Genomic DNA, 13,503 nt, shown 5'->3' with positions numbered 1-13,503 from the left:
GCGCCGTAAGCGCAGAGTTGCGCTTACGGAGAAGCCGCATATGCTTTTCATGAGCTTATTTTTCCGCAGGAGACGCCTTTGGAACGTATTGACCACATCCTGGTTGTTGATGACGATCGCGATATCCGCGAACTGATCGTGGGTTATCTGGAGAAATCGGGCTATCGCGCCAGCGGTGCAGCGAATGGCAAAGCGATGTGGTCTGTACTTAAAAACCATCAAATCGATCTGATTGTCCTCGATATCATGCTGCCCGGCGATGATGGTTTAACCCTTTGTCGCCAGTTGCGCAATGATGACCAACAGGATATCCCGGTGCTGATGTTGACCGCGCGTAGCGAAGATAGCGACCGTATACTTGGTCTCGAGATGGGGGCCGACGATTATCTGGTGAAACCCTTCGTGGCGCGGGAGCTACTGGCGCGGATCAAAGCCATCTTACGCCGCGCCCGCACGCTTCCTCCCAATTTACAAATCAGCGAAGCCGGCAGGCTTATCGCCTTTGGCGACTGGCTGCTCGATACCTCGGCGCGGCATCTACTGGACGAGAGTGGCACAATTGTGGCGCTAAGCGGGGCGGAATATCGCCTGCTGCGGGTGTTTCTTGATCATCCTCAACGGGTGCTTAACCGCGATCAGTTGTTGAATCTTACCCAGGGGCGTGATGCCGAACTGTTTGAACGGTCTATCGATCTGTTGGTGAGCCGCCTGCGTCAGCGCCTGCGGGAGGACGCGCGTGAGCCCGCTTATATCAAAACTGTGCGCAGCGAGGGTTACGTGCTGTCAGTGCCGGTGTCGATCCGCGAGGCGCGATAATGAAAGTGTGGCCGGCGTCACTGCAGTCGCGCTTAATGATAATGATTTTTCTCGCTCTGCTGCTCGCTAATGCCCTGACGCTATCGCTTCTGCTCTACGAGCGCATGAGCAGCGCCCGTAGCGTCATGCTGGGCAACCTTGAATACGATGTCGCCACCAGCGTGGCTATCCTTGATCGTCTTCCTGTGCAAGAACGGCCGCATTGGTTGGCGCGTCTGGCGCGCGGTAACTACCGCTATCAGCTTTCTGCCGGACAAACTGGCGATTATCCCACCAGCTGGCGTACCCGCGATGCGGTACGCTCGTTACAGGAAGCCCTGAGCGGTCGCTATCCTGTGAGTATTATCGCCGTCCCTGGACCGCGCGAACATATTCAGGCCCACGTCACCCTGCGCGACGGCGCGCCGCTAAGCATTGACCTGTGGCCAAAGCTGCCGGCCATCGCACGTTGGCTACCGCTGGTGCTGGTCGCGCAGTTTCTGTTACTGCTATTTTGCGCCTGGCACGCCGTCCGCCAGGTGGTCGCGCCGATGACCCGCTTTACCCGCGCCATTGATACGCTGCAACCAGCGACTCCGGCTGCAGGGCCGCTGGCCGAGAAGGGACCACAAGAGGTGCAGCGCGCGGCGCGCGCCTTCAACGCGATGCAAAAGCGAATACAGGACCATTTGCAGGAGCGCGCGCGGATCCTGGCGGCGATCTCCCACGATTTGCAGACGCCGATTACCCGTATGAAGCTAAGAGTCGAGATGGCCGACCAACCGGCACTCCGCAATAAGCTGTTACAGGATCTCGATAGCATGACCCGACTGGTTCGCGAAGGCATCGCGCTGGCACGATCGGCCGAACCGCTGGCAGAAGCGCCGCAGCGGATGAGTCTCAATGCGTTACTGGATAGCATCGCCTGTGATTATGCCGATATCGGTAAAGCGGTCAGTTTTCGTGCCGGTAAAGGGGCGGACGTCATGACGCTTCAGCCGCAGGCGCTGCGGCGGATCATGAGTAACTTAATCGATAATGGGCTGAAATACGCCGAAAAGGTGGAAATCAGCCTGAGTTACCCGCCGAATGGCGATGTTATCATTCACGTTGTTGATGACGGCCCCGGCATCCCGGAAGAAGAGCTCACCGCCGTACTGCAGCCGTTCTATCGCCTCGAGCAGTCACGTAATCGCGATACCGGCGGTACCGGTTTGGGGCTGGCAATCGCCGCCCAGCTCGCCGGGCAGATGCAGGGAAGTTTGACCCTGCACAATCTGCAACAGGGCGGTCTTGAGGCGCGGGTACGTCTCAATGCCGCCGTCTTGTATCCTTCTGTATCCATTCCAACTGCAGATAAATCCATATACTAAACCGCCGTTTCATGGACATATCCGCCATACAGTCGCCTGTTGTAATGCTGACGTTGCCACTTCGGCAACGTTGCGAAGGAGAATGATCATGGCTGTTGTGATTGCATTTTTGGCCGGTATGTTGACGCTGCTCAGCCCCTGCACCTTACCGGTGATCCCGCTGGTGTTTGCCAGCGTAAGCGGGCGTAAGGGACAACTCATCCTGTTGTTGTTCGGTATGGGGTTGATGTTTACCGCTGTATCGCTGCTGGCCACGGCGGCAGGGGGATGGTTAGTCAATCTGACTATCGTCGGGCGTTGGCTGGCGCTGGGCTTTTTGGTCGTTGTGGCTATCAGTTTGCTGTCAACACGCGTTGCAGGCTGGCTCGGATCGCCAGCGGTTGCGTTGGGTAATCAACTTAACCAACAGAGCTATCGTTATGGCAGTGGGCTCGCTTCAGTATTCGCCGGACTGGCGATTGGACTACTTTGGGCGCCGTGCGCGGGACCGGTGCTGGGGGCGATATTTAGCCTGGCGTTGTTGCAAGGAAATTCAGTGACTACCGGCATCTTGCTGCTTTCCTATGCCAGCGGATGCGCGCTGATGTTGCTGCTATTGGGGTGGTTCGGCGCGCGGCTGATTTCCCGTTTGCGCGGTGGTCAGGTGATAAGTGGGCGGTTACGCCAACTGGCTGGCGTGGCAATGTTGGCCGCAGTGGCATTAATCGCCAGCGGTAGCGATCGTTATCTGCAGGGCGCCAGCGGTTTAACCCATCGTCTGGAGCAGCGGCTCAGCGCGTTTATGCCCCAGGATCAACAACGAGTTCGGCTGGAGCCGATCGTTGCGCCGCGGCCAACCAGCGCTATGCCAGAATTGCAAGGCGGTACCGCATGGATTAATAGCCCACCGCTTACCAATACGGCGTTAAAGGGTAAGGTGGTGCTGATTGATTTTTGGACCCGCGATTGCATCAACTGTCAGCATACGCTGCCTTATGTACGGGCGTGGGCCAATAAGTATCGCGATGCGGGGCTGGTGGTGATTGGCGTACATACGCCGGAATATCCGTGGGAACGGTCGTTGCCGCAGCTTCGTGAAGCGGTCAGCCAGTGGCAGCTAAACTATCCGGTTGTCGCAGATAACAACTACGCCATCTGGAATGCGTTTGGTAATCAGTACTGGCCGGCGCATTATATCTTCGACGCGCGGGGACAACTGCGTTATACCGCCTTTGGCGAAGGTGATTATGCCCGTCAGGAGCAGGTGATCCAACAACTGCTGCGCGAAGCGCGGACGTGAGGAGGAAATAAAAAAGCCGATAACGACAGTTATCGGCTTTGGAGAACACTCGCTAATCGGCAGCGTCTTATTTCGCCAGCAGCTCCTGGGCGGTGCGTTCAACGAGGCTCAGCAAGACCTTCACATCGTCCAGCGTCACCACCGGGTTGAGTAGCGTCAGCTTCAGGCAGGTTACGCCGTTATGCTCGGTCACGCCGACGTTGGCGCGGCCGGATTCCAGCAGGGCGTCGCCCACGCGCTGGTTGAGCAGGGCGATCGCGGCGGTATCACTACCAGCCATTTGCGCCGGACGTGAGCGGAACAGCACGCTTGCCAGCTGCGGCTGCATGACCAGCTCCAGCGTTGGCTGAGACTTCACGAATTCCGCGACGTTTTTCGCCATCGTCACGCCATGATCGATGATTGAAGCGTACTGTTTCTTGCCCAGTGCCTCAAGCCCCATCCACAGCTTCAGCGCATCGAAGCGGCGGGTGGTCTGCAGCGATTTGGAGACCAGGTTCGGAACGCCGTGTTCTTCATCAAACTCGGAGTTCAGATAGGCCGCCTGATAGCGCATCAGCTCGTAGTGGCGAGCCTCTTTCAGCAGGAAGGCGCCGCAGCTAATGGTCTGGAAGAACTGCTTATGGAAGTCCAGGGTAACGGAATCCACTAACTCCAGGCCGTCAAGGTAATCGCGATACTGCTCGGACAGCAGCAGCGCGCCGCCCCATGCGGCATCAACGTGCAGCCAGATCTGGTGCTCCGCCGCGATACCGGCAATATCACGCAGCGGGTCAATCGCGCCCGCGTCGGTGGTACCGGCGGTGGCGACGATGGCCATGATCTGCTCGCCGTTGGCCTGCGCTTGCGCAATCTTCGCCTTCAGGTCGGTGACGTCCATACGGGCGAATTCATCGGTTTTCACCAACGTGACCGAGCGATAGCCAAGCCCCATCAGCGCCATGTTCTTCTGCACCGAGAAGTGGGCGTTTTCCGAGCACAGCACTTTGTACTGACGAATATCGCCCGGAATACCATCCTGTTGGATGGAATGCCCCTGACGGGCGAAGAAGGCGTCGCGTGCCAGCATCAGGCCCATCAGATTGCTCTGGGTGCCGCCGCTGGTGAAGACGCCGGCATCGCCAGCCGGATAACCGACCTGCGCACGCAACCACTCGATCAGCTTCATCTCAATGATGGTGGCTGAAGGGCTCTGATCCCAGGAGTCCATGCTCTGGTTGGTGGCGTTGATCAGCACTTCCGCCGCCTGGCTGATAACCAGGCTTGGGCAGTGCAGGTGCGCCACGCACTGCGGATGGTGCACCGACAGGCTGTCTTTCAGGAAGTACTCGATCGCACGTTCAATCGCCGCCTGGTTGCCCAGACCCTGTTCGTTAAAATCAAGGGTGATGCGCTCACGGAGTTCATCAACGCTTTTCCCCTGATACATTTCAGGTTGTTGCAGCCACTGCGCAACCGCCTGGCTGGTCTGGGAAATGACCTGCTGGTAAGCGTCAATGCTTGCCGCGGACCCAGCCAGAATCGGATTCAATTTGGACATTGCGGTCACTTACTCCACTCAGACCGGTTTTACGCCGGCGGCCAGCAGGGCCTGTTCAAACTTATCGAGGAACACTTCCAGCTCCGCGTCGCTAATCAGCAGGGACGGCAGCAGACGCAGTACGCAACCGTGACGGCCACCGCGTTCCAGGATCAGGCCCGCTTCGAAGCATTTCTTCTGCAGTAGCGCGGAGAGTTCGCCGTCAGCCGGGTAGCAACCCATATGATCCTGCGCCTCGTTCGGCTTCACGATTTCGATACCGATCATCAGACCGAGGCCGCGCACGTGACCGATAACCGGATAGCGTTTCTGCATTTCCGCCAGTTTGCCTTTCAGCCACTCGCCCTGGGCGGCGACTTTGTCGGCAATCTTGTTATCACGCAGGTGGCGCAGGGTGGTCAGGCCGGTGGCCATCGCCAGCTGGTTGCCGCGGAAGGTGCCGGTATGATGGCCAGGTTCCCAGGCATCGAACTCTTTCTTAATGCCCAGAACCGCCATTGGCAGACCACCGCCGACGGCTTTCGACATCACGATAATGTCCGGCTCGATGCCGGCGTGTTCGAAGGCGAAGAATTTACCGGTACGGGCGAAGCCTGCCTGAACTTCATCGATGATCAGCAGAATGCCGTGCTCTTTGGTGACTTTGCGGATGCGTTGCAGCCACTCAACCGGAGCCGGGTTCACGCCGCCTTCACCCTGCACGGCTTCAAGGATAACCGCTGCAGGTTTGCGAACGCCGCTTTCCACGTCGTTGATCAGGTTTTCGAAGTAATAGGTCAATGCCTTCACGCCCGCTTCGCCGCCGATGCCCAGCGGACAACGATACAGGTGCGGATAAGGCATAAACTGGACTTCCGGCATCATGCCGTTGACCGCCGCTTTTGGCGACAGATTACCGGTCACGGACAGCGCGCCGTGGGTCATCCCGTGATAACCGCCGGAGAAGCTGATCACCGCCGTACGGCCGGTGTATTTTTTCGCCAGCTTCAGCGCGGCTTCAACGGCGTCAGCGCCGGAAGGTCCGGTGAACTGCAGGCAATACTCTTTCCCTTCGCCTGGCAGGCAGGAGAGCAGGTATTCAGAAAAGCGATCTTTTAACGGTGTTGTCAGATCGAGGGTATGTAACGGCAAGCCGCTGGTAATGACACTTTGGATGCTCTGCAGTACTTCAGGATGGTTATGGCCCAGAGCGAGGGTCCCGGCGCCGGCGAGGCAGTCCAGGTACTGTTTGTTATCCGCATCGGTCAGCCAAACGCCTTCGGCTTTGGTGATGGCGAGCGGTAACTTGCGAGGGTAACTCCTGACATTCGATTCGAATTCAGCCTGACGAGCCAAAAAGGTTTCGTTGTTCGCGTCCAATAAATCTGCACTTAAAGTATCAATACGGACTTTATCCGTCATCATATCACTCCCACAACCAGCGTTACGTTTGAACTCTGGTTGAATAAAAAGGTTTAGAAAATTGAATCGGCATTCATAAAGCGCGCACAATATATGGCTTTTTAAATCCGCATTCAATCTTTAATTTAAGGCGCTATTTTGACGCGATTATTACATACAGGAATGTCAATATAATTGGCTGATTTAAAAGCTAAATTTCGATTGTTTTTAAAACCATGGAAAGTGTAATTATTAGTGAGAAAGTCTATATATTTTTATTACCGCTTCGCTGAATGACTGACGGAAATACTTCCGTCAGTTTTATGGTTACTTAACGCAGTTCGATCGCATAATTTGCTAAAGGTGTTACTTTTTTCACCAACTTATTGTTATATAAAAATTGTTCATACGCGTCGTAGCGCGGCTTATCTAACGCTGCCGGATCGGTGGCGAACAGCGGCACGCTCTGCAACCACGCCTGCTGGTTCAGTTCGGTATTGAGTTCCGGATGCGCTTTGGCAAACCGCTGCCAGGTTTGCTGCGGATGCGCGCGCAAATAACTCACTCCCTGCTGTAAGGCGTCGAGGAATTTTTTGATTTTAGGGGCGTTGACCTCGGCTTTGTTTGCCACGATCACCAGTTCGTCATAAGCGGGCACGCCATAGTCTTCCACGTTCATAACCACCGGTTTTTTGCCCTGCAGTTTGAGTTCCAGCGCTTCGATATTGCGATAACCGCCGATAACAGCATCGACCTGGCCGGCCAGCAGAGCGCTGGTGAGCTGGAAATTAACGTTGATCAATTTGATGCTTTCAGGGTCGATGTTGGCGTGCTGCGCCATGGTGGCCAGTGTCGCCTGTTCAATACCGCTCACCGAATATCCCACTTTTTTCCCTTGTAGATCGGCCGGAGATTTGATGCGCGGATCCAGTGCAATCACGGTATTTAGCGGCGAGTGGATCAGCGTCCCGACGCGGACCAGCGGCAGTCCTTCATCGGCGAAGAAGTGGACCTGCGGTTGATAGGTGATCGCTAAATCCGCCTGGCGTGCGGCAACCAGACGCGGAGGGAGCGCCGGATCGGAAGGGGGGATGATGTTGACATCCAGCCCGGCATCCCGAAAGGCGCCAATCTGTTGCGCCACCATAATGGGCGCATGATCCGGGTTGATGTACCAGTCCAGTACCAGGGTCAGCTTTTCATTGGCTGATGCCTGGCCGCAGACCAGTAGAGTAAGGCCGGCTAACAGAGGTATACGCATATCTCTTCCTTATTATCTGTTGATAAGTTATTCCGGCGACCAGTTGATCAGCCGGTGTAAAAAGGCGTCGACCGCCAACCACAGCGCGATGGTCAGCAGCACTAAAATGAACAGGGCGGCGAAGCAGATATCGGTTTGCAGGCGGGCATTGGCATTCAGCATTACGTAGCCGAGCCCCTCGGCGGAGCCGACCCATTCACCGATAATCGCGCCAATGGGGGCGACGGCGGCGGCCATCCGCAGGCCGGAACCTAGCGCGGGTAGCGCCGCCATGAGCCGGACATGACGCAACTGAGCGCTAAAGGAGGCGCCCATGGTGCGGGCCAGATCGAGATAGTCGCGATTGACCCGTTGCAGACCGTCAAAGAAAGCTGAGGTAACGGGGAAGAAGATAACCAGCACCGCCATCATGACCTTGGCGCTCATACCAAAACCAAACCACAGTACCAATAGCGGGGCGAGGGCGAATACCGGAATGGCCTGGCTGGTCAGTACCAGCGGCATCAACCAGCGTTGTAATCGCGGCGACATGGTCATACAGAGCGCCAGCACCATACCGAGCGCGACGCCGAGCGCCATTCCGCTGAGAATTTCGCTCAGGGTGACAAGGGTATGGCTGACCAGATAGCTACGGTTATTCCACAGCGCTTCAGCGACCGCCGCAGGAGAAGGCAACAAAAAGGCGGGAATGCCGCTGTTGCTCGCCAGTTGCCAGAGCAACAGTAGACCACAAAAGACGCTGCTCCCGCGCAGTAACTTGCCCCTCATCCGTTCGCCCTTATCAATTGCTGCAGCAGCTGCGCCTGGCTTGCCAACAGCGCGCCATCATCCGGGGCGCGAGGCGGGATTCCGCTTAAATGATGGCTATCATCAATTTCACCATCAGGCGAGAGTACCAGCAGACGATGGCTGAGGCGGCAGGCTTCCATCGGGTCATGAGTGATGAGCACCACGGTACGTCCGGTCAGTAAGCGCGCGGCCAGGGTCTGAATGCGTGTGCGGGTGAGGGTATCGAGAGCGGAAAACGGTTCATCCATCAGCACAATGGGGCGATCTTCATAAAGGGTGCGCGCCAACGCCGCGCGCTGGCGCATCCCGCCAGACAGCGCGGCCGGGCGTTCATCAGCGCAGGAGGCCAGCCCGACCAGCTCAAGAAGCTCGTTTACCCGCGCGTTGTCGACCTTCTCACCGCGCAGCCTGGCGCCGAGGGCGACATTTTCCCGCACGTTAAGCCACGGATAGAGCAGATCTTTTTGCCCCATCCACGCCAGTCGCGTAGTGACGGGAAGGCCATCGCTGGCGACGACGGTTCCGCGGGTTGGCGCCGCCAGCCCGGCGATAATACGCAACAGGCTGGTTTTTCCCGCGCCGCTGGCGCCAAGGAGCGACACCCATTGCCCGGCGGCAATATCGAAAGAGAGATCGTGAAAGATCTCCCGCGAGCCAAAACGCAGACATAAATCGCGAACGTGAATACCTGGCGCCATCACGCCTTGTCCTGCCCGGCGGCATTCAGTCCCATTTGCCAGAAATTGCCCTCCAGCCGGGTAGCGGTAGTAAATATGTCGCTCAGCCCGGTGAACCGTGATTCCGCGCCGCGCTGTTGCCAGAGCGTTTCCAGCAGGCCGATCGCTGCATTGACGCCCTGTAGATAGCTCTCGTCGCCGTAGTTGCGGATCCATGAAGCATAGGGATTATCGTGCAAGTTGGTTTGTGGGTTGTGCAACAGACCGAGCCCGATTTCCGCATAACCCGCAACGCAGGGCAGCAGCGCCGCCAGCAGATCCAACGCGTCGCCGGAGTGACCGATATCCAGAACGTAACGGGTGTAGTTGACGGTTTCCATCGCTTCGCTTTGCAGGGCCATAGCGTCTTCATTTAATCCCCATTGCTCGCAATAGCCTACATGTAGCGGTAGCTCAGCAAGGATGGCATTCATCGAGGCGGCGGCGGCGCGCATCTCTGGTAATGTGCGAAGTTTGCTGACCAGCAGGGCGTAGCTGCGAGCGAAATGGATCAGGAACAGATAATCCTGGGTCAAATAACGACGAAAGGCTGCCTGCGGTAGCGTGCCTGCGGCTAATTGCTGGAGGAAAGGGTGCGACACGTAGCGTTGCCATTCGCCACCGGCCTGCTCGCGCAGTCGGCCGTAAAGACCTTGGGTAAAAGCGGGAATCATCATGGGACCTCCTGAAAATAGGGGGAGATCCGGGCGTGCAGAAGTGTGAACAGGCAAAACTGAAAACTGGCGAACATGCCGACCCGTCCCTTCGCTGGCATGACCCAGATCAGGTTCAAAGGGTTCGGCTTTTACGCCATCTCAGCCCTCACGGGACACCCCTCGGTTGCGACATGTTATACGTCATTCACTTTTTGATTACAACGGCGGCAAGGTAAAAAACGGCGATATCTGTGACGCTGTCACTTTTAAGGAGCGATGGGACGGATCGATAAATAACATTTATCAATTTGTGTGATTAACCACGCTTTTTTATCCAAAAATAAGCAAAGTAAGAAGAGGGTAAGTTGGCGTAGAACAAGGGCTTACGATATATTTTTAGCACATTACATTAATATCCTCTTATGAATGCGTCAGTGCTGGAGACCGCATGAAGCTGGCAGGCCTTACTCTTTTACTGATGCTTGCCCTCGCGCCTGGCGCGTCTATCGCAGCGCAATTATTCGACCCTGAAGACGGCATGCTCGATATGAGCCAGTATCTGCAGGATAACCCGTACGGTTTTCTGCCGGTACCTGTGATGATTACCGAGCCGGCTATCGGCTACGGCGGCGGTCTGTTTGGTTTATTTCTGCACGGTAAAGGCTCCCGCGAGGGCGATCGCTTTATTCCACCGGCACTGACCGGGTTCGGCGGCGGCGGGACGCAAAATGGGACCTGGTTCATCGGCGCCGCGCATCGTCAAACCTGGAATCACGACAGCATTCGTTATCTGGTTGGCGCGGGCTACGCCAATGTCAATCTCGATATCTATTCGGGTGACATTGCCGGGTTTAACAAAAATGTGGCAGTGCAAACCCATACCAAAGGCTTTGGCGGTTTACAAAAGCTGTTATTCCGCGTGGGGGATTCACCGGTTTTTCTTGGCGCCTCGCAATTCTATGCGCACACCGATGTAACCGCGGACAATCAGCTGATCAACAAGGTGTGGCAACGGGTGCTGGGGGAAAACAGCACCTCTTCGGCCTTGGGCGTGGTGGCGGAATATGACACCACTGATAATTTTTTCTACCCTAAGAAAGGGTTATCACTGCAGGGCGAGTACCGTTTTTACCGCGCTCTTCTCGGCGGCGACTATCATTACAATCAGTTGTCGCTGGATGGTAAATACTTTATCCCGCTGGCGCCGACCTTAACCCTGGCGCTGGCGGCAAATTATCAGTCGCTGACTCATCATGACAAGCATCTAACGCCTATGGCCCGGCCTTACATCGAACTGCGCGGCATCTCGCGTTTTCGCTATCAGGGCGATTATGTCGCTGTCGCCCAGACGCAACTGGCCTGGCAATTTGCGCCGCGCTGGATCCTGCAAGGTTTTGTCGGTATCGGCAGCGCGAGCGATGAGGCGAGGTCGCTGTGGCAGCAAACCGAAGTGGCGTGGGGCTCCGGGTTTCGTTATCTGGTCGCCCGTCAGTATGGTTTATTTACCGGCGTCGATGTCGCATTTAGCGAACACGAACAGGCGGTCTATTTTAACGTGGGTTCCGGACTGTAAAGGTACGAATAAAAATGAGATGGAAAACAACCGTCATCACGCTGCTGTTGACCTCTGGCGCCGTGTGGAATGCCTGTGCGGCGGAAAGTGACGACAGCGATAGCTACTTTCCCATCTGGGGCGACGAAGCGCGCGCTCGCGGTTATTCCATCCCGCTGCCGTTTGGCGTCAATCTCAGCTATATGAATATGCGCCAGGATATTATGGTCGACAGCATCACCTTTTCCGGACTGAAGCTGGGTAACCATCCGATCCCCAGCGACATGTTCGCCATCGATGCCGGACACACGCGAGAGAAGAGCAAAACCGAGAATCTTCGTCTCGATATGTGGGTGTTTCCTTTCCTTAATGTCTACGGGATTTTAGGCCACACCCGCGGTTCGTCGGTGTCGAATGTGTCGGTCGATGCCGACCCAACGCAATACCGCGGTCTGGATCGCATCATCGCCGGCGCAGTGCATAACCTTAATCAAAGTGGCGAGTTGCAAAATATCGATTTTGTTCTCGATTTCAAAGGTACCACCTGGGGAGGCGGGTTCACGCTGGCTGGCGGCTATGAGAACTGGTTTGCCCTCGTCGATACAAACTACACCCGCACCGATTTCGATATTCTCGACGGCAGTATTTCTGCCGTGACAGTGTCACCTCGCGTTGGCTATCGCTTCAACCTTCAGGGGATTTCTGGCCCTTCGCATCTCAGCGTGTGGGTCGGCAGTATGTATCAGGATGTGCAGCAGGAATTTAAAGGCAACCTGGCCGATTTGCATATGCCGCCACAGCTGCAGCCATTGATTGCCGCGGTCAATAAAGACGGCGACGGCAAGTTTGATGTCAAACAGAAACTCACTTCACCATGGAATATGCTGATCGGCGCCCAGTACGAAATCACGCGTAACTTCAACGTTCTGACCGAATTTGGCTTTAACGATCGCAATAGTTTCTTTGTCGCCGGTGAATACCGTTTTTGACTTAACGGCGCGTAGCCATCGGCGAGTATGATGCGCGCTGTTTTTGTGTCATGGAGAACGCTTTTGATGCGTAAGAGTTTGTGGTGGTTATTGGCGGCTGCTTTTTCGGTATTTGCCCAGGACCCGGTATTACCGACGATTCCCGTTAACCATGTCAGCCCGGTAGTGGGTGAATTATCGCCGCCAGAATCGCTGCGCCCATGCTGCGCCTTCGGTTTCGATCTGCGGGTGCGCGCCATTGGCGTGCCAATCCCGGTTTATCAGATTGGTAATGTGCTGACGCTCGATACCTTAGGCGAGCATCATTACAACGATAGCGCGCTCGGCGCGGTCAAAAATCTGGTTGGCTTAAGCGATGAGCACAATGGCCTTATTTATACCCGCCGCGGCGGTTTTATTGATATTGCCCATGTGCGTGATACCGCTGATTACACCTTTTATTTATTCAGCCGAATTTACCCGACGCTCGGGCAGCCAGGACGCATCTTTTATAGCGAGGAGCTGGGCGTACGCCGCGTCCAGTTAAATGCCTTTACGCCGCCGGCTTCAATGCCGCAGCGATATACCATTGCCGCCTGGCTTGCCGGCCATCTGGCCTTCGAAATCGCGCAATGGCATGAGATCGCCCAATGGTATGGTTTCCAGTCGGTTCCGGGTTTTTCAGAAGAAATTTCCGCCTTTTCGCCGGAGGATCTCTATTCCAATCTGCTAGGCGCACGTCTGGCGATCAACGTTATATTGCAAGGGCAAGCCGGTTCAGTCGATGCCTACAACCGGGCGATGGAAGCGGCGTTAAAACAGGCGTTGGTCAAACTGCTGGTCGCGCCGCAAAGTGAGACCGAGAGGATGTTCCGTGAAGTCGACGGCGACTGGTGGAACAGTAAACGGCGAGTGCCGGATAAATTTCTGGTGCTGAAGCGGAATTACGATCTCAGCGAAAATCGCCTACCAACGCCGGTTCCTTTTGAACGCACGCCGCCGTATCGCCTGACGATGCCAAAGGAAGTTGCCGGGTTTACGCTCGCGGAACTGGGTCAACTGCAAATCCATCCGGGGCAGGATATGCAGTCGCTGCCAGCGCCGCATAATTTTTATTCTCCGCAACAGTTCCAGCAGCTTGCTGATAAAGCGCAGCAGGCGGATGCCATTCAGCTGCAGCGTATTGAAAAATAA

Annotated in this window: 12 protein-coding genes and 1 riboswitch; of the genes, 6 read left to right on the top strand and 6 right to left on the bottom strand. The window is 56.0% G+C overall.

Going from position 1 to position 13,503, the window contains the following annotated elements; translation table 11 throughout:
• Positions 1-78: 78 nt before the first annotated feature.
• From PGR29_RS01765 to PGR29_RS01755, 3 genes are all read left to right on the top strand, one after another.
• Positions 79-816 (top strand): response regulator, encoded by a 738-nt coding sequence (locus tag PGR29_RS01765; RefSeq protein ID WP_271032557.1) that lies wholly within the window; start codon positions 79-81, stop codon positions 814-816.
• The gene (locus tag PGR29_RS01760; RefSeq protein WP_316423934.1) at positions 816-2,168 is read left to right on the top strand and encodes an ATP-binding protein; all 1,353 of its coding nucleotides are present in this window, start codon (positions 816-818) and stop codon (positions 2,166-2,168) included. Before PGR29_RS01765 ends, PGR29_RS01760 begins: the two co-directional genes overlap by 1 nt.
• Before the next feature lie 88 nt (positions 2,169-2,256).
• Positions 2,257-3,447: a cytochrome c biogenesis protein DipZ gene (locus PGR29_RS01755; protein WP_316423933.1), complete on the top strand. Its 1,191-nt coding sequence runs from the start codon at positions 2,257-2,259 to the stop codon at positions 3,445-3,447.
• A 67-nt stretch (positions 3,448-3,514) separates the two neighbouring features.
• Here the strand turns inward: PGR29_RS01755 and PGR29_RS01750 are convergent, their stop codons facing one another.
• The 6 genes from PGR29_RS01750 to PGR29_RS01725 form a co-directional block, all read right to left on the bottom strand.
• A complete protein-coding gene (locus PGR29_RS01750) occupies positions 3,515-4,996 on the bottom strand; it encodes a pyridoxal phosphate-dependent decarboxylase family protein (protein WP_271032554.1) in 1,482 nt (493 codons plus the stop codon).
• Between the two features lie 9 nt (positions 4,997-5,005).
• Positions 5,006-6,391, bottom strand: a complete 1,386-nt coding sequence (locus tag PGR29_RS01745) for a diaminobutyrate--2-oxoglutarate transaminase (protein WP_015366536.1) — start codon at positions 6,389-6,391, stop codon at positions 5,006-5,008.
• Between the two features lie 307 nt (positions 6,392-6,698).
• Entirely contained in the window at positions 6,699-7,628 is a 930-nt protein-coding gene (locus PGR29_RS01740) for an ABC transporter substrate-binding protein (protein WP_316423932.1), read from the bottom strand.
• Positions 7,629-7,655: 27 nt separating this feature from the next.
• The gene (locus PGR29_RS01735; RefSeq protein ID WP_316423931.1) at positions 7,656-8,396 is read right to left on the bottom strand and encodes an ABC transporter permease; all 741 of its coding nucleotides are present in this window, start codon (positions 8,394-8,396) and stop codon (positions 7,656-7,658) included.
• The gene (locus tag PGR29_RS01730) at positions 8,393-9,118 is read right to left on the bottom strand and encodes an ABC transporter ATP-binding protein (RefSeq protein WP_316423930.1); all 726 of its coding nucleotides are present in this window, start codon (positions 9,116-9,118) and stop codon (positions 8,393-8,395) included. Before PGR29_RS01730 ends, PGR29_RS01735 begins: the two co-directional genes overlap by 4 nt.
• Positions 9,115-9,810 (bottom strand): TenA family protein, encoded by a 696-nt coding sequence (locus tag PGR29_RS01725; RefSeq protein ID WP_316423929.1) that lies wholly within the window; start codon positions 9,808-9,810, stop codon positions 9,115-9,117. The genes PGR29_RS01730 and PGR29_RS01725 overlap by 4 nt, the downstream gene beginning before the upstream one ends.
• Before the next feature lie 66 nt (positions 9,811-9,876).
• A riboswitch (TPP riboswitch) is annotated at positions 9,877-9,980 on the bottom strand.
• Between the two features lie 257 nt (positions 9,981-10,237).
• Here PGR29_RS01725 and PGR29_RS01720 point away from each other — a divergent pair.
• From PGR29_RS01720 to PGR29_RS01710, 3 genes are all read left to right on the top strand, one after another.
• Entirely contained in the window at positions 10,238-11,362 is a 1,125-nt protein-coding gene (locus PGR29_RS01720) for a BamA/TamA family outer membrane protein (RefSeq protein ID WP_316423928.1), read from the top strand.
• A gap of 14 nt (positions 11,363-11,376) precedes the next feature.
• Entirely contained in the window at positions 11,377-12,330 is a 954-nt protein-coding gene (locus PGR29_RS01715; RefSeq protein ID WP_045382251.1) for a hypothetical protein, read from the top strand.
• 66 nt (positions 12,331-12,396) lie between these two features.
• Positions 12,397-13,503: a DUF4056 domain-containing protein gene (locus PGR29_RS01710; protein ID WP_059443892.1), complete on the top strand. Its 1,107-nt coding sequence runs from the start codon at positions 12,397-12,399 to the stop codon at positions 13,501-13,503.

This window comes from Klebsiella sp. 141203 (genome assembly GCF_032601985.1).
GTDB lineage: Bacteria > Pseudomonadota > Gammaproteobacteria > Enterobacterales > Enterobacteriaceae > Klebsiella > Klebsiella aerogenes.
The sequence above is the reverse complement of the archived record's forward strand: the minus strand, read 5'-3'. Positions and strand labels throughout refer to the sequence as shown.

Excerpts from the sequence above, each read along its gene's own strand:
- PGR29_RS01745 (WP_015366536.1), bottom strand. The coding sequence starts at position 6,391 with ATGATGACGGATAAAGTCCGTATTGATACTTTAAGTGCAGATTTATTG.
- PGR29_RS01725 (WP_316423929.1), bottom strand. The coding sequence starts at position 9,810 with ATGATGATTCCCGCTTTTACCCAAGGTCTTTACGGCCGACTGCGCGAG.
- PGR29_RS01760 (WP_316423934.1), top strand. The coding sequence starts at position 816 with ATGAAAGTGTGGCCGGCGTCACTGCAGTCGCGCTTAATGATAATGATT.
- PGR29_RS01735 (WP_316423931.1), bottom strand. The coding sequence starts at position 8,396 with ATGAGGGGCAAGTTACTGCGCGGGAGCAGCGTCTTTTGTGGTCTACTG.
- PGR29_RS01720 (WP_316423928.1), top strand. The coding sequence starts at position 10,238 with ATGAAGCTGGCAGGCCTTACTCTTTTACTGATGCTTGCCCTCGCGCCT.
- PGR29_RS01710 (WP_059443892.1), top strand. The coding sequence starts at position 12,397 with ATGCGTAAGAGTTTGTGGTGGTTATTGGCGGCTGCTTTTTCGGTATTT.
- PGR29_RS01715 (WP_045382251.1), top strand. The coding sequence starts at position 11,377 with ATGAGATGGAAAACAACCGTCATCACGCTGCTGTTGACCTCTGGCGCC.
- PGR29_RS01740 (WP_316423932.1), bottom strand. The coding sequence starts at position 7,628 with ATGCGTATACCTCTGTTAGCCGGCCTTACTCTACTGGTCTGCGGCCAG.
- PGR29_RS01755 (WP_316423933.1), top strand. The coding sequence starts at position 2,257 with ATGGCTGTTGTGATTGCATTTTTGGCCGGTATGTTGACGCTGCTCAGC.